The 18,526-nt window shown below is 67.9% G+C and carries 16 protein-coding genes; 11 read left to right on the top strand and 5 right to left on the bottom strand.

All coding sequences use genetic code 11. The annotated features are described in order from the left end of the window. Positions 1-38 precede the first annotated feature (38 nt). Positions 39-1,658: a peptide chain release factor 3 gene (locus DY262_RS18760; protein ID WP_116960598.1), complete on the bottom strand. Its 1,620-nt coding sequence runs from the start codon at positions 1,656-1,658 to the stop codon at positions 39-41. Between the two features lie 36 nt (positions 1,659-1,694). Between DY262_RS18760 and DY262_RS18755 the strand changes: the two genes are divergently transcribed. Next, positions 1,695-2,966: an RsmB/NOP family class I SAM-dependent RNA methyltransferase gene (locus DY262_RS18755; RefSeq protein ID WP_116960597.1), complete on the top strand. Its 1,272-nt coding sequence runs from the start codon at positions 1,695-1,697 to the stop codon at positions 2,964-2,966. Between the two features lie 166 nt (positions 2,967-3,132). Next, a complete protein-coding gene (locus DY262_RS18750; protein ID WP_116960596.1) occupies positions 3,133-4,359 on the top strand; it encodes a DesA family fatty acid desaturase in 1,227 nt (408 codons plus the stop codon). 143 nt (positions 4,360-4,502) lie between these two features. Here the strand turns inward: DY262_RS18750 and rpmG are convergent, their stop codons facing one another. From rpmG to trxB, 3 genes are all read right to left on the bottom strand, one after another. Next, positions 4,503-4,673, bottom strand: a complete 171-nt coding sequence (gene rpmG, locus DY262_RS18745) for a 50S ribosomal protein L33 (protein WP_070400610.1) — start codon at positions 4,671-4,673, stop codon at positions 4,503-4,505. An 11-nt stretch (positions 4,674-4,684) separates the two neighbouring features. After that, complete coding sequence (gene rpmB / locus DY262_RS18740; RefSeq protein ID WP_070400609.1) at positions 4,685-4,918, bottom strand: 50S ribosomal protein L28; 234 nt, start codon at positions 4,916-4,918, stop codon at positions 4,685-4,687. Positions 4,919-5,120: 202 nt separating this feature from the next. Next, positions 5,121-6,068: a thioredoxin-disulfide reductase gene (gene trxB / locus DY262_RS18735; protein ID WP_070400608.1), complete on the bottom strand. Its 948-nt coding sequence runs from the start codon at positions 6,066-6,068 to the stop codon at positions 5,121-5,123. A gap of 175 nt (positions 6,069-6,243) precedes the next feature. On the opposite strand from trxB, the gene DY262_RS18730 reads away from it, so the two are divergent. From DY262_RS18730 to lysS, 9 genes are all read left to right on the top strand, one after another. Beyond that, positions 6,244-6,918: a Crp/Fnr family transcriptional regulator gene (locus DY262_RS18730; protein WP_009516830.1), complete on the top strand. Its 675-nt coding sequence runs from the start codon at positions 6,244-6,246 to the stop codon at positions 6,916-6,918. 63 nt (positions 6,919-6,981) lie between these two features. After that, the gene (locus DY262_RS18725) at positions 6,982-9,321 is read left to right on the top strand and encodes a DNA translocase FtsK (RefSeq protein ID WP_116960665.1); all 2,340 of its coding nucleotides are present in this window, start codon (positions 6,982-6,984) and stop codon (positions 9,319-9,321) included. Between the two features lie 34 nt (positions 9,322-9,355). Continuing rightward, positions 9,356-10,003, top strand: coding sequence for an outer membrane lipoprotein periplasmic chaperone LolA (gene lolA / locus DY262_RS18720; RefSeq protein ID WP_116960664.1), 648 nt, complete (start codon positions 9,356-9,358; stop codon positions 10,001-10,003). An 8-nt stretch (positions 10,004-10,011) separates the two neighbouring features. Then, positions 10,012-11,307, top strand: coding sequence for a replication-associated recombination protein A (locus tag DY262_RS18715; RefSeq protein ID WP_116960595.1), 1,296 nt, complete (start codon positions 10,012-10,014; stop codon positions 11,305-11,307). A 220-nt stretch (positions 11,308-11,527) separates the two neighbouring features. Then, on the top strand, positions 11,528-12,457 hold the full coding sequence (locus tag DY262_RS18710; RefSeq protein WP_070400605.1) for a branched-chain amino acid ABC transporter permease: 930 nt from the start codon (positions 11,528-11,530) through the stop codon (positions 12,455-12,457). An 18-nt stretch (positions 12,458-12,475) separates the two neighbouring features. Then, the gene (locus DY262_RS18705; RefSeq protein WP_116960594.1) at positions 12,476-13,573 is read left to right on the top strand and encodes a branched-chain amino acid ABC transporter permease; all 1,098 of its coding nucleotides are present in this window, start codon (positions 12,476-12,478) and stop codon (positions 13,571-13,573) included. A gap of 10 nt (positions 13,574-13,583) precedes the next feature. Next, positions 13,584-14,354, top strand: a complete 771-nt coding sequence (locus DY262_RS18700) for an ABC transporter ATP-binding protein (RefSeq protein WP_070400603.1) — start codon at positions 13,584-13,586, stop codon at positions 14,352-14,354. Positions 14,355-14,371: 17 nt separating this feature from the next. Next, entirely contained in the window at positions 14,372-15,088 is a 717-nt protein-coding gene (locus tag DY262_RS18695) for an ABC transporter ATP-binding protein (protein ID WP_116960593.1), read from the top strand. A gap of 89 nt (positions 15,089-15,177) precedes the next feature. After that, positions 15,178-16,734 (top strand): lysine--tRNA ligase, encoded by a 1,557-nt coding sequence (lysS, locus tag DY262_RS18690; protein WP_116960592.1) that lies wholly within the window; start codon positions 15,178-15,180, stop codon positions 16,732-16,734. Between the two features lie 10 nt (positions 16,735-16,744). Here the strand turns inward: lysS and DY262_RS18685 are convergent, their stop codons facing one another. Continuing rightward, positions 16,745-18,505 (bottom strand): sensor domain-containing diguanylate cyclase, encoded by a 1,761-nt coding sequence (locus DY262_RS18685; RefSeq protein ID WP_116960591.1) that lies wholly within the window; start codon positions 18,503-18,505, stop codon positions 16,745-16,747. Between the last annotated feature and the right edge of the window lie 21 nt (positions 18,506-18,526).

The following is an 18,526-nucleotide window of genomic DNA, read 5'->3' as shown; positions in this document are numbered from 1 at the left end:
GGGGCCGGGCCGAACCTGGACGTGATGGATGGGCGCTGTCACATGGACTTGTGGAAGACCAGCCCCGCGTGCTCGCGCATGGCGTGGAACCTGATTTTGGGCCAGTTCGCCTCGACCGCGCGCAGCGTGGCCATGTGGTCGAGCAGCACGGTGGGCGCGTCCACCGCGTCCAGCGCCACGCGGTGGGCGTTGGCGTCGATGAAGCGCTTGAGCTCCTGTTCGCCGCCGTCCTCGGGCGCGCAGGTCACCCAGCGCGCCACGTTGTACGAGCTGCCGGTGATGCGCGCCTTGACGCCGTACTCGTGCTCCAGGCGGTGGGCCACCACCTCGAACTGCAGCTGGCCCACGGCGCCCAGCAGCAGCACGCTGCCGGCCACCGGGCGGAAGACCTGGATCGCGCCTTCCTCGCCGAGCTGGGTGAGGCCGGCGCGCAGCTGCTTGCTGCGCAGCGGGTCGGCCACTTCCACGCTGCGGATGATCTCGGGCGCGAAGAAGGGCAGGCCCGTGAACTGCAGCGCCTCGCCCTCGGTCAGGGTGTCGCCCAACTGCAGCACGCCGTGGTTGGGGATGCCGATGATGTCGCCCGCGAAGGCCTCGTCGAGCAGTTCGCGGCGCTGCGACAGGAAACTGACCACCGTGTTGGGTCGCAACTCCTTGCCGCTGCGCACCACCTTCAGGCGCATGCCGCGCTCGAAGTGGCCGCTGGCCACGCGCACGAAGGCGATGCGGTCGCGGTGGGCGGGGTCCATGTTGGCCTGGATCTTGAAGACCACGCCGCTGAACTTGCGCTCCTCGGGCTCGACGGTGCGCTGGATAGCCGGCCGCGGTCCGGGCGGCGGCGCCAGGTCCACCAGCGCGTCCAGCACTTCGCGCACGCCGAAGTTGTTGACGGCCGAGCCGAACAGCATGGGCGTCTGATGCCCCGCCAGGAAGGCCTGCTCGTCGAAGGCGGGCGAGGCGCCCGCCACCAGCTCCAGCTCGTCCTTGGCCTGGGCGAACTCGCTGCCGAAGCGCGTGGCGCTCTCGGGATTGTCCAGGCCAGTCAGCACCTCTTCCTCGCCGCCGCGCTTGTCGTCGCCAGCGGCGAAGACGCGCATCTGCTCGGCGCGGCGGTCGTACACGCCACGGAAGGTCTTGCCCATGCCCACGGGCCAGGTGAAGGGCACCACCGTCATGCCCAGCTCGCGCTCGATCTCGTCCATCAGGTCCAGCGGCTGCTGCACCTCGCGGTCCATTTTGTTGACGAAGGTGATGATGGGCGTGTTGCGGGCGCGGCAGACCTGCAGCAGCCGCCGCGTCTGAGGCTCCACGCCGTTGGCCGCGTCGATCACCATCAGGGCCGCGTCCACGGCGGTCAGCACGCGGTAGGTGTCCTCGGAGAAGTCCTGGTGGCCGGGGGTGTCCAGCAGGTTGATGACGCAGTCGCGGTATTCCATCTGCATCACGCTGGAGGCCACCGAGATGCCGCGCTGCTTTTCGATCTCCATCCAGTCGCTGGTGGCGTGGCGCGCGGCCTTGCGCGCCTTCACGCTGCCGGCGATGTTGATCGCGCCGGAGAAGAGCAGCAGCTTCTCGGTGAGCGTGGTCTTGCCCGCGTCGGGGTGGGAAATGATGGCGAAGGTGCGGCGCCGGCGCACCTGGTCCTGGATTTCAGACATAGCCCTCGATTATCCCAGTGGGACAATACCGCCCCCATGCACCCCATAGCCCTGCTCGACGAATGCACCGCCCTGGTCGAGGCCGTGTTCCGTTTTGACCACCCCGCCGACGCCGTCGTCGCCCGCCATTTCCGCGAGAACAAGTCGCTGGGCCCGCGCGAGCGCGCCACCTTGTCCGACACCGTCTACGCCGCGCTGCGCGAGCGCCTCAAGTTCGAATGGCTGGCGCGCTCGGGCAGCGGCTCCAAGTGGCGCCGCCTGGCCATCCTGGGCTTCTCGGGGGACCGCGATTTCCTCAAGAGCGCGTTGAGCGAGCCCGAAAAGGTCTGGCTGGACGCCTGCGCCCGGGTGCGCGAGGACGAGTGGCTGGCGCCGCACCGCCACAACCTGCCGCAGTGGCTGGCCGACGCCCTGCGCGCGCAGGTGGGCGAGGGCTTCGACGACCTGGCCGCGAGCCTGCTGCAGCCGGCGCCGCTGGACCTGCGGGTCAACGCCCTGAAGGCCAAGCGCGAGGCGGCTCTCGCCGCGCTGCGCGCCGCGGGCCTGAAGGCCGAGCCCACGGCGCATTCGCCCTGGGGCATCCGCCTGCAGGGCAAGCCTTCGCTGGCCCGGCTTCCAGCCTTTGTGAACGGCGAACTCGAGGTGCAGGACGAAGGTTCGCAGCTGCTCGCGCTGCTGCTCGACGCCAAGCGCGGCGAGATGGTGGTGGACTTCTGCGCCGGCGCCGGGGGCAAGACCCTGGCCATCGGTGCGACCATGCGCAACACCGGCCGTCTCTACGCCTTCGACACCTCGGCCCATCGGCTCGACGCGCTCAAGCCGCGCCTGGCGCGCAGTGGCCTGTCCAACGTACACCCCGTGGCCATCGCCCACGAGCGCGACGAACGCATCAAGCGCCTGGCCGGCAAGATCGACCGGGTACTGGTCGACGCGCCGTGCTCCGGCCTGGGCACACTGCGCCGCAGCCCCGACCTCAAGTGGCGTCAGACCCCCGAAACCGTGGCGGCGCAGGCCGCCACGCAGCGCGCCATCCTGGACAGCGCGGCGCGCCTGCTCAAGCCCGGCGGGCGGCTGGTCTACGCCACCTGCAGCCTGCTGCGCGACGAAAACGAGGCCGTGGCCGAGGCCTTTTCGGCGGCGCAACCCGGCTTCGAGGTCGAGCCGGTGGCGCCGCTGCTGGACGCCCTGCGCGTGCCCGGCGCCCCGTCCTTGTGCAGCCTGGCCGACGAAGGGCGCTTCCTGCGCCTGTGGCCCCACCGACACGGCACCGACGGCTTTTTTGCCGCCGTCTGGCGGAAAAAAGCTTGATCGGGGTCAATTGGCCCTGAAGTAGCGGGCACTTCCGGCCTTTGCCGGGGACCAATGGCTTGGTCGGGAGACACCCCCCGCCTAAAATCCTGCCTGCGCCGCCCGCCTGCCCCGGGCGCGTGTGAAGGCTTGTCCTCCGTTTCCGGGCAGTCCTGATAGGACTTCGATGACCGCTTCCGACCCTGGTGCCTTTTCCGCGTTGCTCGACGGCGTGGTGAATTTCCTGATCAACGGCGTGACCGGCGCCAGCTGGTGGCAGGTCGTGCTGATCGCGCTGGTGCTGACGCACATCACCATCGCCAGCGTCACGATCTACCTGCACCGCCACTCGGCCCACCGCTCGCTTGATCTGCACCCGATCGCCGCGCACTTCTTCCGCTTCTGGCTCTGGATGACCACCGGCATGGTCACCAAGGAATGGACGGCCATCCACCGCAAGCACCACGCCAAGTGCGAGCAGGAAGGCGACCCCCACAGCCCGCACATCTTCGGCATCAAAAAGGTGTTCTGGGAAGGCGCCGAGCTGTACCGAGCCGAGGCCAAGAACGCCGACACCATGGCGCGCTACGGCCACAACACGCCGAACGACTGGATCGAGCGCAACGTCTACACGCGCTTCTCGGCGCTGGGCGTGAGCCTCATGCTGATCCTCGATGTGGTGCTGTTCGGTGCCCTGGGCCTGATGGTCTGGGCGATCCAGATGGCCTGGATTCCCCTCACGGCTGCCGGCATCATCAACGGCATCGGCCACTGGTGGGGCTACCGCAACTTCGAGGCGGTGGACGGCAGCACCAACGTCTCGCCCTGGGGCATCATCATCGGCGGCGAGGAACTGCACAACAACCACCACACCTACCCCACCTCGGCCAAGCTGTCGGTCAAGCCTTACGAGTTCGACATCGGCTGGATGTACATCAGCATCCTGCAGTCGCTGGGTCTGGCCACGGTGAAGAAGGTGCCGCCCAAGATGGCGTTTGGCGCGGTCAAGCCCGTGGCCGATGAGCAGACGCTGGAAGCCATCATCGCCAACCGCTACGAAGTCATGGCCGGTTACGCCCGCGAACTGCGCGAAGCCTGCAAGACCGAGATCGCCACGCTCAAGGCCCGCCAGGCCGACGCCTCGGTGCTGACCGCCGCCAAGCGCTGGCTGCACCGCGACGACGACAAGGTGCCCGCCGCCGTCAAGCCGCAGCTGGCCCAGGTTCGCGCCGAGCACCCGGTGCTCGACAAGATGGTGACCATGCGCGAAGAACTGCGCGCCCTGTGGTCCAGCACCAACGCCACGCGCGAGCAGCTCGCCGCCGACCTGCAGGCCTGGTGCCGTCGCGCGGAAGAGAGCGGCATCGCCGCGCTGCGGGACTTCTCCATTCGCCTGCGCTCGGCCCACGCCTGAAGGACCGTGGCGATCCCGCGCCGCGTTGGGCGGTGCGGCGCTCGGCTCAGGAGTAGAGTCGACGGACCGCAAGCCCGGATGCCAGGCCCGGGAAAACAAAAAGCCCGCTGACATCAGCGGGCTTTTTGTTGGAGAAGCGGGGCTTACTTGAGCTTCGCTTCCTTGTATTCCACGTGCTTGCGGGCCTTCGGGTCGAACTTGATGAAGCCCAGCTTGTCCGGCGTGGTCTTCTTGTTCTTGTCCGTGGTGTAGAAGTGGCCGGTGCCCGCGGAGGACACCAGTTTGATCTTTTCGCGACCGCCTTTGGTTGCCATGGTGATTCTCCTTAAGCCTGGCCGTTGGCGCGCATGTCGGCCAGCACGACGTCGATGCCTTTCTTGTCGATCAGGCGCAGGGCAGCGCCGGAGACGCGCAGGCGCACCCAGCGGTTCTCGCTTTCGACCCAGAAACGGCGGTATTGCAGGTTCGGCAGGAACCGGCGCTTGGTTTTGTTGTTGGCGTGGGAAACGTTGTTCCCGACTTGGGGCTTCTTGCCCGTGACGTCGCAGACGCGTGCCATGAGGACACTCCGATCCATTCACACGGCTGTTCGCGGCGGGCCGCCGGGGGAATTCCCGGCGACTGGCGTCCAGCCTCACCTCGCCAGTTGTGGGTGGCGGTAACCCAAAATCGCGGTTGGCCCGGCGCAAACCGGACTTTCAGCAAAGCCCGCGATTATAGCCACAGCCAGCCCGGCTGGCCAAATGGGGCGGGCAGGGGGCTCAGGCGCCCTGCTGCTCCAGGAAGCGCTGGGCGTCCAGCGCGGCCATGCAGCCCGTGCCGGCGCTGGTGATGGCCTGGCGGTACACATGGTCCTGCACGTCGCCCGCCGCGAAGATGCCGGGCACGCTGGTCATGGTGGCCATGCCGCTGAGCCCCGATTTCGTGACGATGTAGCCGTCCTTCATCTCCAGCTGACCCTGGAAGATCTCGGTGTTCGGTCGGTGGCCGATGGCGATGAAGCAGCCCTGCAGCTTCAGCTCCTCGGTGGCGCCGGTCTGGGTGTCCTTCAGGCGGATGCCGGTGACGCCGGTCTGGTCGCCGAGCACCTCGTCCAGGGTCTTGAAGAGCTTGAGTTCAATCTTGCCTTCCTTGACTTTCTCCATCACCTTGTCCACCAGGATGGGCTCGGCGCGGAACTTGTCGCGGCGGTGCACCAGATAGACCTTGCTGGCGATGTTGGACAGGTACAGCGCTTCCTCGACCGCGGTGTTGCCGCCGCCGATCACGCAGGTGGTCTGGCCGCGGTAGAAGAAGCCGTCGCAGGTGGCGCAGGCGCTCACGCCCTTGCCCATGAACGCTTCTTCGGACGGCAGGCCCAGGTACTGGGCCGACGCGCCGGTGGCGAGGATGAGCGCGTCGCAGGTGTAGGTGCCGCTGTCTCCGGTGAGGGTGAAGGGGCGTTTGGAGAAGTCGACCTTGTTGATGTGGTCGAAGACGATCTCGGTCTTGAAGCGTTCCGCGTGCTGCAGGAAACGCTGCATCAGATCAGGGCCTTGCACGCCGTCCACGTCGGCGGGCCAGTTGTCCACCTCGGTCGTGGTCATGAGCTGACCGCCCTGGGCGATGCCGGTGATGAGCACCGGGTTGAGGTTGGCGCGGGCCGCGTACACGGCGGCGGTGTAGCCGGCGGGGCCGGAACCCAGGATCAGGACTTTGGCGTGTTTCATAGGGGTGCGCGCTATCGAAAAACGGAGCAATTGGTTTAGAGTCGAGGGGGTATATGGAGATACCCGGCGCGATAGTCAAATAACGCGCGTCAATGGCGGCGATCGCCACAAGCCATGACCGGCCGGGATTGTAGGGAAGCGGGCCCTCTTTTTCCCGCTGTCTGGGAATACACGCATGTCCATTCTGTCCAATCTCGACCTGATCCGTCGCGTGCCGCTGTTTTCAACCCTCACGCAGGCCCAGGCCGAATCGGTGGCGGACGCGGTGGTCAAGCGCCGCTACAAGCGCGGCGAAATGATCGTCGAGCAGGGCAAGAAGTCGAACTGCCTGGCCATCGTGCTCACCGGCCGGGCCCGGGTCGTCACCACCGACAGCCGCGGCCGCGAGGTCATCCTGGCCACCATGAACCCGGGCGACTACGTGGGCGAGATGAGCCTGATCGACAACCAGCCGCATTCGGCCACGGTGCGCGCCGAGGTGCAGACCGATGTGCTGATCCTGGGCCGCAACGAGTTCGCGCGCTGCCTGCCCGAGAACTCCTCCATGGCTTATGCCGTGATGCGCGGCCTGGTGCAGCGCCTGCGGCAGGCCGACCGCAAGATCGAGTCCCTGGCCTTGCTGGACGTGTACGGTCGTGTGGCCCGCGCGCTGCTGGAGCAGGCCCAGCCCGGGCGCGACGGCCAGCTGATGATCCGCGAGCGGGTGTCCCGCCAGGATGTGGCCAAGATGATCGGCGCCTCGCGCGAGATGGTCAGCCGCGTCATGAAGGACCTGGAGGACCGGGGCTTCATCGAGGTCGCCGAGGACGGCAGCACCATCATCAAGGAACGGCTCAACACCCTGGGCTGAGTCTGTCGTGGTGGGCTGAGGCGCGGTGGTGCGCTGGGGTAAGCTTGGGCTTGCTTGCGCGCCATGACCTATTCGCTCAATACCCTCAACGCCGACCAGCAGGGCGCGTCCGCGCCCAGTGGCATCGCGCGTTTCGCCCAGGAAATCGGCCTCGTGCTCGGCGCCGCTGCACTGGCCTTCTGGTTGATCGCCCTGCTGAGCCACTCGCTGGCCGACCCGGCCTGGAGCACCACGGGCACGTCCCCCGAAGTGCGCAACTGGGCCGGCCGGCTGGGCGCCATCGTGGCCGACGCCAGCTATTTCCTGTTCGGGTTTTCGGTCTGGTGGTGCTTCGCCGCCGGCGTGCGGGCCTGGCTCTCGGGCCTGGCGCGCTGGTTGCGTGGCCCTTCGCCCGTGCCGGCCGAGCCGCGCTGGTGGCAGCGGCCACACATGCGCCGCGCGGCCTTCTGGGGCGGCCTGGTCGTTCTGCTGATGGTGAGTTGCGCGCTGGAGTGGGGCCGCTTGCATCGGCTGGAGGCCCTCCTGCCTGGCCATTCGGGCGGTGTGCTGGGGCAGGCCCTGGGGCCCGTGGCCGAGCGCTGGCTGGGCTTCACCGGGGCGGCACTGGCGCTGCTGGCGGCCCTGCTGGCCTGCCTGCCGCTGGTGTTTCGCTTCTCCTGGGGCCATTGGGCCGAGGTGGTCGGCCACACGGTCGACGGCTGGTTCGAGGCCCGGCGCGAGAAGCGCGAGGCGGTGGAGGACGAGCGCATCGGCCGCGCCGCTGCGCGTGAGCGCGAAGAAGTGGTGAAGACCGAGCGCGTGGAGATCGAGGAGCACCACCCGGTGCCCGTGGTCATCGAGCCGACCATGGTTGAGGTGCCCAAGAGCGAGCGCGTGGCCAAGGAGCGCCAGAAGCCGCTGTTCACCGAGTTGCCCGACAGCAAGCTGCCGCAGGTCGATCTGCTGGACGCCGCGCCGGGCCAGCAGAGCACGGTGGACGCGCAGACGCTGGAGATGACCAGCCGCCTGATCGAGAAAAAGCTCAAGGATTTCGGTGTGGAGGTGCGCGTGGTCGCGGCCGCGCCGGGCCCGGTGATCACGCGCTACGAGATCGAGCCCGCCACGGGCGTGAAGGGCTCGCAGATCGTCAACCTCAGCCGCGACCTGGCGCGCTCGCTCTCGCTGGTCTCGATCCGCGTGATCGAGACCATCCCGGGCAAGAACCTGATGGCGCTGGAGCTGCCCAACGCCAAGCGCCAGACCATCCGCCTGTCCGAGATCCTGGGCTCGCAGGTCTACAACGACGCCAGGTCGCTGCTCACCATCGGCCTGGGCAAGGACATTGGCGGCCAGCCGGTGGTGGCCGACCTGGCCAAGATGCCGCACTGCCTGGTGGCCGGCACCACGGGTTCGGGCAAGTCGGTGGGCATCAACGCCATGATCCTGTCGCTGCTCTACAAGGCCGACCCCAAGGACGTGCGCCTGCTGCTGATCGACCCGAAGATGCTCGAGATGAGCGTCTACGAGGGCATCCCGCACCTGCTGGCGCCGGTGGTCACCGACATGAAGCACGCCGCCAACGGCCTGAACTGGTGCGTGGCCGAGATGGAGAAGCGCTACAAGCTCATGAGCAAGGTGGGCGTGCGCAACCTCGCGGGCTACAACACCAAGCTCGAAGAAGCCAAGGCGCGCGGCGAGGTGATCGGCAACCCGTTCTCGCTCACGCCCGAGCAACCCGAACCGCTGGAGCCGCTGCCCTACATCGTGGTGGTGATCGACGAGCTGGCCGACCTGATGATGGTGGTGGGCAAGAAGATCGAAGAGCTCATCGCGCGCCTGGCGCAGAAGGCGCGCGCCGCCGGCATCCACCTGGTGCTGGCCACGCAGCGCCCCAGCGTGGACGTGATCACCGGCCTGATCAAGGCCAACATCCCGACCCGCATCGCCTTCCAGGTGAGCAGCAAGATCGACAGCCGCACCATCCTCGACCAGATGGGCGCCGAAAGCCTGCTGGGCATGGGCGACATGCTCTACCTGCCCTCGGGCATGGGCTTTCCCACGCGCGTGCACGGCGCCTTCGTCAGTGACGACGAGGTGCACCGCGTGGTGGGCTACCTCAAGCAGCAGGGCGAGGCCAACTACATCGACGGCGTGCTCGACGGCGGCGGCGCCGACGGCGAGGGCGGCGACATGTTCGGCGAAGGCGGCGACGGGGGCGGCGGCGAAAAGGACCCGCTGTACGACCAGGCCGTGGCCATCGTGCTGCAGGACCGCAAGGCCAGCATCTCGTACGTGCAGCGCAAGCTCAAGATCGGCTACAACCGCGCCGCGCGCCTGCTGGAGGACATGGAGAAGGCCGGCCTGGTGAGTGCGCTCACCAGCAGCGGACAGCGCGACATCCTGGTCGGCGGGCGCGTGGAATGATGCAACTCGACGCCCGCCCTGGGGTCACATGGCCATGAACATCCGCACCCTGTTGACAGCGGCCGCCGTGTCGCTGCTGAGCCTGGCCTGGCCCGCGCACGCCGATGGCCTGACCGCCCTGGACAGCTTCCTGCGCGAGGTGGACAGCGCGCGCGCCGATTTCACGCAGGTGGTGACCTCACCAAAAAAATCGGGCGAGGCAGCGCCGCGCCAGCGCACCAGCACGGGCCGCTTCGAGTTCCTGCGCCCCGACCGTTTCCGCTTTGTGTACGCCAAGCCTTTCGAGCAGACCATCGTGGCCGACGGCCAGCGCCTCTGGCTGCACGACGTGGACCTGAATCAGGTGAGCGTGCGCGCCCAGAAGGACGCGCTGGGCAGCACGCCGGCCGCGCTGATCGCCTCGGGCGGCGACCTGTCGGCGCTGCGCGCCGCCTTCGACTTCAAGGCCCTGCCCGAGAAGGACGGCCTGCAGTGGGTCGAGGCCCTGCCCAAGGCCCGCGACGGCCAGCTCCAGCGCGTGCGCATCGGCCTGCGCGGCAACCAACTCGGCGTGCTCGAAATCGTGGATGGCCTGGGCCAGCGCTCGGAACTCACGTTCAAGGGCTGGCAGGCCAGCCCGGGCCTGAAGCCGGGCGATTTCCGCTTCGAGCCACCGGCCGGTGTCGACGTGATCCGCAACTGACCGACGGCGTGGCGACCGCTCCCAACGCCCACGCGCCCCTGGCCGAGCGGCTGCGCCCGCGCACGCTGGGCGAGGTGATCGGCCAGCAGCACCTGCTGGGCGAGGGCATGGCCCTGCGCCTGGCCTTCGAATCGGGGCAGCCGCACAGCTGTATCCTCTGGGGCCCGCCCGGGGTGGGCAAGACCACCATCGCGCGCCTCATGGCGGACTCGTTCGACGCGCAGTTCATCACCATCAGTGCGGTGCTGGGCGGTGTGAAGGACATCCGCGAGGCGGTGGAGCAGGCCCAGGCCGCGCGCGACGGCCTGCATCCGCAGCGCACCATCGTCTTCGTCGACGAGGTGCACCGCTTCAACAAGAGCCAGCAGGACGCCTTCCTGCCGCACGTCGAGAGCGGCCTGTTCACGTTCATCGGCGCCACCACCGAGAACCCTTCGTTCGAGGTGAATTCCGCGCTGCTGTCGCGCGCGGCCGTGTATGTGCTGCAGCCCCTCACCGAGGACGACCTGCGCGCCATCGTGGCCAAGGCCCGCGCCATTGACGCCGTGCCCGCCATCGAGGACGCCGCGCTCGACCGCCTGATCGCCTACGCCGACGGCGACGCGCGCCGCCTGCTCAACACCCTGGAGACGCTGGCCGTCGCGGCCCGGCGCGAGCAGCTGGACAGCGTGACCGACGCCTGGCTGCTGCGGGTGCTGGGCGAGCGCATGCGCCGCTACGACAAGGGCGGCGAGCAGTTCTACGACACCATCAGTGCCCTGCACAAGAGCGTGCGCGGCTCCGACCCCGACGCCGCGCTCTACTGGTTCGTGCGCATGCTGGATGGCGGTGTCGACCCTCGCTATGTGGCGCGCCGGCTGATCCGCATGGCGGCCGAGGACATCGGTCTGGCCGACCCGCGCGCGCTGCGCCTGGCCCTGGACGCCGCGGAAGTGTACGAACGCCTGGGCTCGCCCGAGGGCGAACTGGCGCTGGGCGAGTGCGTGGTCTACCTGGCGGTGGCGCCCAAGTCCAACGCCGTCTACAAGGCCTTCAACGAGGTGCGCGCCTTCGTCAAGCGCGACGGCACCCGACCGGTGCCCCTGCACCTGCGCAACGCGCCCACCCGGCTGATGAAATCGCTGGACTACGGCAAGGACTACCGCTACGCGCACGACGAGGCCGGTGGCTTTGCCGCTGGCGAGAACTACTTCCCCGAGGGCATGGCGCCGCCGGTCTTTTACGAGCCGGTCGATCGTGGCCTGGAAATTCGCATCGGCGAGAAGCTGCGCGAGCTGCGCCGCCTCAACCATCAGGCGGATTGATGGGGCCTCAGACGTACTGATACCGTCACGGCTGACCCGGGTTTTCCCTGGAAATTCAGGGGCGTCTACCCAGTCTGTGGGTGGATACCCCTCGCTACAATCGCGCACCACCGACCCGCCCACGGCCTTATCCAGGCCGCCTCTGGCGGGTTTTTTGCTAGGTTGAAACGGGGGGCGCGGCAACAGCACCCCCGCGGTCACAAACCACGGAGAACCTTTCATGGAAGTCTTGCTACAGCAGATCCTCAACGGACTGGTGCTGGGCAGCATGTACGCGCTTGTGGCCCTGGGCTACACGATGGTGTACGGCATCATCGGCCTCATCAACTTCGCCCACGGGGACGTGCTCATGGTGGGTGCGCTCACCAGCTGGACCATCATCACCGCCATGCGCGAGGCCTCGCCCGACATGGCCGGCTGGATGATCCTCATCATCGCCACCGCCATCGCCATGGTGGTCTGCGCGGCCCTCAACTTCACCATCGAGAAGCTGGCCTACCGGCCGCTGCGCAACTCGCCGCGCCTGGCGCCGCTGATCACCGCCATCGGGGTTTCCATCCTGTTGCAGACGCTGGCGATGATCATCTGGAAGCCCAACCCCAAGTCCTATCCCGCCACGCTCTCGCGCGAGCCGATCGACTTCTTCGGCGCCGTGCTATCCATCACCCAGATCACCATCCTCGCCACCACGGTCATCGTGCTGGCGCTGCTGATGTGGCTGGTCAACCGCACCAACCTCGGCCGCGCCATGCGCGCCACCGCCGAGAACCCGCGCGTGGCGGCGCTCATGGGCATCAAGCCCGATGTGGTCATCTCCGCCACCTTCATCATCGGTGCCATGCTGGCGGCCATCGCCGGCATCATGTGGGCGTCCAACTACGGCACGGTGCAGCACGCCATGGGCTTCATGCCCGGCCTCAAGGCCTTCGTGGCCGCGGTGATGGGCGGCATCGGCAACCTCGCGGGCGCCGTGCTCGGCGGCGTGGCCCTGGGCCTGATCGAGTCGCTGGGCGCTGGCTACCTCGGCAAGCTCACCGGCGGCTTCCTCGGCAGCCAGTACACCGACATCTTCGCTTTCATCGTGCTGGCCTTCGTGCTGATCCTGCGACCCTCGGGCCTGCTGGGCGAGCGCGTGGCGGACCGTGCCTGACGTGACGGGAGAGACCTCATGCTGAACGCCAAACCCGTCAAGCTGATCGCCTTCCTGGTCGTCGCGGCGCTGATGCTGATCCTGCCCATCGCGCTGCAGGCCACCGGCAGCAACTCCTGGGTGCGCATCGTCGACGTCGCGCTGCTCTACGTGCTGCTGGCCCTGGGCCTGAACATCGTGGTGGGCTACGCCGGCCTGCTCGACCTCGGCTTCATCGCCTTCTTCGCGGTCGGTGCCTACCTCTACGGCCTGCTGGCCTCGCCGCACCTCACCGACACCTTCGCCTGGCTGGCCGCCACCTTCCCCAACGGCCTGCACATGAACTTCTGGATCGTGATGGTGGTCGCCGGCATCGTGGCTGGCGTCACCGGCCTGATCCTGGGCTTTCCGGTGCTCAAGCTGCGCGGCGACTACCTGGCCATCGTGACCCTGGGCTTCGGCGAGATCGTGCGCATCTTCATGCTCAACCTCGATCGGCCGATCAACATCACCAACGGCCCCAAGGGCTTGACCAACGTGGATGCGGTGAGCGTCTTCGGGCACCGCATGAGCCAGAGCCTGTCGATCGACATCGGGGGGTTCTCCTATACCTTCCAGTCGGTCACGCTGTACTACTACCTCATCCTGTTCTTCGTGGTGCTGGCCATCGTCATCGCCTACCGCTTGCAGGATTCGCGCATCGGCCGTGCGTGGATGGCCATCCGCGAGGACGAGATCGCCGCCAAGGCCATGGGCCTGAACACGCGCAACCTCAAGCTGGCGGCCTTCGGCATGAGCGCCACCTTCGGTGGCATCGCCGGCGTGCTGTTCGCCTCGTTCATGCGCGGCGTCTACCCCGAGTCCTTCATCCTCATGGAGTCGGTGATGATCGTCGCCATGGTGGTGCTGGGCGGCCTGGGCCACATCCCGGGCGTCATCCTCGGCGCCCTGGTGCTGGCGGGACTGCCCGAGCTGCTGCGTCACGTGGCGCACCCGCTCACGGCCATGACCGATGGCCGCCTGGGGCCCGAGATCCTGCGCCAGCTGCTCATCGCGCTCGCCATGATCGTCATCATGCTGCTGCGTCCCAAGGGTCTGTGGCCGTCACCGGAACACGGCAAGTCCCTGAGCAAGTGAGGAGCGCGGCATGACAGACACCATCCTGAAAGTCGCCAGCGTCTCCAAGCGCTTTGGCGGCCTGCAAGCCCTCAGCGACGTGGGCATTGAAATCCGTCGCGGCCAGGTCTACGGCCTGATCGGTCCCAACGGTGCGGGCAAGACCACGTTCTTCAACGTGCTCACTGGCCTGTACACCCCCGACAGCGGCACCTTCGAGCTGGCCGGCAAGCCCTACACGCCCACGGCCGTGCACGAGGTGGCCCGCGCCGGCATCGCGCGCACCTTCCAGAACATCCGCCTGTTCGCCGAAATGACGGCACTGGAAAACGTGATGGTGGGCCGCCACGTGCGCACGCACTCGGGCCTGCTCGGCGCCATCCTGCGCACCGGTGGCTTCAAGCGCGAGGAGCGCGAGATCGCCGAGCGCGCGAAGGAGCTGCTCGACTACGTGGGCATCGGCAAGTTCGCCGACTACAAGTCGCGCACCCTGAGCTATGGCGACCAGCGCCGCCTGGAGATCGCGCGCGCCCTGGCGACCGATCCGCAGCTCATCGCACTCGACGAACCCGCCGCCGGCATGAACGCCACCGAGAAGGTCCAGCTGCGCGAACTCATCGACCGCATCCGCCAGGACAACCGCACCATCCTGCTCATCGAGCACGACGTGAAGCTCGTGATGGGCCTGTGCGACCGCGTCACCGTGCTCGACTACGGCAAGCAGCTCTCCACCGGTACGCCGGCCGAGGTGCAGAAGGACCCGAAGGTGATCGAGGCCTACCTCGGCACCGGCGGGCATTGAGTCGGCAGGAGAACAGCATGGCAAACACACTACTCAAGGTCGCCGGCCTCAAGGTTTCGTACGGCGGCATCAAGGCGGTCAAGGGCATCGACCTCGAAGTGCGCGAGGGCGAACTGATCACGCTGATCGGCTCCAACGGCGCGGGCAAGACCACCACCATGAAGGCCATCACCGGCTCGCTCGCCATGGAGGCGGGCGACGTCGAGTACCTGGGCCAGAGCATCAAGGGCAAGGGCGCCTGGGACCTGGTGAAGCAGGGCCTGGCCATGGTGCCGGAAGGCCGCGGCGTGTTCACGCGCATGAGCATCACCGAGAACCTGCAGATGGGCGCCTACGTGCGCAAGGACAAGGCCGGCATCGCGCAGGACATCGAGCGCATGTTCGGCATTTTCCCGCGCCTGAAGGAGCGCAAGGACCAGCTCGCCGGGACCATGAGCGGCGGCGAGCAGCAGATGCTGGCGATGGCGCGCGCGCTCATGAGCCAGCCCAAGGTGCTGCTGCTCGATGAGCCGTCCATGGGCCTGTCGCCGATCATGGTCGACAAGATCTTCGAGGTGGTGCGCGACGTGTCGGCGCAGGGCGTGACCATTCTGCTGGTGGAGCAGAACGCCAGCCGCGCCTTGCAGATCGCCGACCGCGGCTACGTGATGGACTCGGGCGAGATCATCATGAGCGGCGACGCGAAGCAGATGCTGACCGATCCGAAGGTCCGCGCGGCGTACCTGGGCGAATAGGCCCGAGGCCCCGTGGCGCGGCGGCTTCCGTCGCAAAACTACAATTGCGGGTTGCGCGCCACTCGGGCGCCCAACCCGCTTTTCATTTCATGAGCCAAGCCAACACTCCCGACACCGCCGCCCCCGTCGCGCAAGACGAGAACCAGCTGATCGCCGAACGGCGCGAGAAGCTCAAGGCCCTGCGCGAGGGCCAGAAGCGGGGCGAGGGGGTGGCCTTCCCGAACGACCACAAGCCCACGGACAACGCCGCCGCACTGTTCGCCGCCCATGGCGAGAGCAGCAAGGAAGCGCTGGAGGCCACGCCGGTGCGCGCCAGCGTGGCGGGGCGCATGATGCTCAAGCGCGTGATGGGCAAGGCCAGCTTCGCCACGCTGCAGGACGCCTCGCTGGGCCCCAGCGGCGGTCGCATCCAGATCTACCTGAACAACGACAGCGTGGGCGAGGCCCAGCACAACGCCTTCAAGCACTGGGACCTGGGCGACATCGTGGCCGCCGAGGGCACGCTGTTTCGCACCCGCACCGGCGAGCTGACCATTCACGCCGACAAGATCCGCCTGCTCACCAAGAGCCTGCGCCCGCTGCCCGACAAGTTCCACGGCGTGGCCGACCAGGAGATCAAGTACCGCCAGCGCTACGTGGACCTGATGACCGACGAGGGCGCGCGCCGCCGTTTCGTCACGCGCAGCCAGGCCGTCACGGCACTGCGCCAGTTCATGGTGTCGCACGGCTTCCTGGAGGTCGAGACGCCCATGCTGCACCCCATCCCCGGCGGTGCCAATGCCAAGCCCTTCGTCACGCACCACAACGCGCTCGACCAGGAAATGTTCCTGCGCATCGCGCCCGAGCTGTACCTCAAGCGGCTGCTGGTGGGGGGCTTCGAGCGCGTGTTCGAGATCAACCGCAACTTCCGCAACGAAGGCATCTCGGTGCGGCACAACCCCGAGTTCACCATGATGGAGTTCTACGCGGCGTACTGGAACTACCGCGACCTCATGGACTTTTCGGAACAGCTCATCCGCCACGTGGTGCGCACGGTGCGCGGCGAGGGCGAGGTGAGCTACCAGGGCCGCGTGGTCGACATCGACTCGCCCTTCGAGCGCCTGACCATCCGCGACGCCATCGTCAAGTACACCGACGCCGGCGCGAACGTGGACAGCGCCGACTGGCTGCTCGGCCAGTTGCGCAAGCTCGGCCTGAACGAGGAAAAGGACCAGCTCTCCAAGCGCAGCCTGGCCTCGCTGCAGGTGCTGTTCTTCGAGGAGAAGGTGGAGAGCGAGCTCTGGAACCCCACCTTCATCATGGAGCACCCGACCGAGATCTCGCCGCTGGCGCGCGCCAACGACGAGCGGCCCGAGGTGACCGAGCGCTTCGAGCTCTACATCACCGGCCGCGAATTCGGCAACGCCTTCTCCGAGCTGAACGACGCCGAGGACCAGGCCGCGCGTTTCCAGGCCCAGGTGGACGCCAAGGACGGCGGCGACGACGAGGCCATGCACTTCGACGCCGACTACATCCGCGCGCTGGAGTACGGCATGCCGCCCGCCGGCGGCTGCGGCATCGGCATCGATCGCCTGATGATGCTGCTGACCGACAGCCCCAGCATCCGCGACGTGATCCTGTTCCCCGCGCTGCGCCGCGAGAGCTGAACCCCGGCGCTCAGAAGTTCAGCCGAAGAATCGCCTTGCGCGGCTCTTCGCTGAGCGTGAGCATGCCCTGGCGCATCCACTCGAGGTGGGCGGCGGCATCCTGGGCGAGCTCGCTGTCGGCGTCGGGCAGCAGCGCGGCCACCACCCGCAGGCGCAGCGTGGTGCCCGCGGGCAGGCGCGGTGAAAGGCGCAGACCATTGGCCAACAGGCTGGTGGCCGTGTGCAGCACCTGATCGGGCTTGACCGGGCCCTCTATCAGCAGCGCGAAGCTGTCGTCGTCCAGCCGCGCGGCCGTATCGACGTCGCGCGCCACCGCGCGCAGCTGCGAGGCGGCGATCACCAGCGCGCGGTCGGCGACCTCGCGTCCGTGGCGGGCGGCGATCTCGGCGTGGTTGTGCAGGTGCACCAGCAGCAGGGCGCTGTGGTGGCCATAGCGCTGGGCCCGCACCAGGCTGTCGTGCAGGCGCAGCAGGAAATGCGGCCGGTGGGTCAGGCCGGTCAAGGGCTCGGTGCGCTCCAGTGCATGGGCACGGGCCTGGGTCTCGTGCTGAATCCGCGACCGCATCAGCAGGGCGTAGAACAGCAGGGGCGCCTCGATGGACGCGGCGATCACGATGCCGTACTGCGACAGGAAGTTCGACGACAGCAGGTTGAAATTGCGCAGCACCGGCAGGGTAGAGGCCAGCAGCACCGGCACCATGCTCACCGCGAACCAGCGGATCCAGGTCTCGCCGCTGCGCCACGCCAGGCCCAGCATGGCCGCGATGGTGAGCATGGACAGGGTGCCGAGCGCGCTCAAGGCCTGCAGGCTCAAGGCGCTGGGCAGCGACTGGTCCCACACGATGCCGATCAGCCAGGCCGCCGCCAGCGCCAGGCACAGCCGGTCCAGGGTGCGCCCGATGCGCCGCGGCTGGGCCACCTGGCGCACGAACATCAGGCCCACCAGGCCCATGAGGGGCAGCAGGACGAACTCCGCCTCCTGGTTCCATCGCACCAGGTTCGGCCAGAGGAACTGTCCGCCCACGCCCAAGGACGCGGCCATGCTCAGGCCCAGCAGGCTGATATAGATCGCATAGGTCGCAAAGGCGGCGTCGCGGAACACCGCCATGTTGGCCAGCGCCACCACCGTCAGCAGCAAGGCCATCCCGAAATAGGCGCCCAGCACAAACTGCTGGTGGATGCGTTGCTCGCGCAGGGTGTTGTGGTCGTGCAGCTGGAAGACGCCCGAGAAGGGCACGCGCGCGTGCTCCACCCGCACCCAGTAGCGCACGGTTTCGTCCGGGCGCACGTCCAGGCTGAACACGGGGTAGCGGTCGGGGTTGGCCCAGTCGCTCACGGCCAGCCGGTCGCCGGCGCGTTGCACGCGCCACTGGCCCTGGGCGTCGCGGTAGTACATCGTGATGGCGTCGGTGCCCGAGCGCGCGAGTTCGAGCTCCCAGTGCGCCTGGGTGTCGCGCATCAGCACGTCGAAACGCAGCCACAGCGCGGTCTGGCCCGACAACACGGTGCGCTCGCCCGCACCGCGCAGGCGCCAGTTCAGGCCCGGGGGGCCCGCCGCGATGTCATCGATGCCCAAGGCGCCGGTCGGGTCCAGCAACTGCTGGCTGCGGCCGTCCAGCGAAATGGTGGCCCGGCGCGCGTCCAGCGCGATGGGCGCGGGGTCGGCGTCGGCGGGCGCCGCGTCAATGGCGAAGGCGGGGAGGCAGAGCAGGGCCAGGCAAAGGCCCAGGGCGGCGCTCAGGCGCCGCCCCACGGGAACAAAGAAAGGCATGGGGCGCGATTGTGCCGTCGC

This window comes from Hydrogenophaga borbori (genome assembly GCF_003417535.1).
In the GTDB taxonomy this organism is placed as follows: domain Bacteria; phylum Pseudomonadota; class Gammaproteobacteria; order Burkholderiales; family Burkholderiaceae_C; genus Hydrogenophaga; species Hydrogenophaga borbori.
Note: the sequence above shows the minus strand (reverse complement) of the source record. Positions and strands in the feature narration are given on the sequence as shown.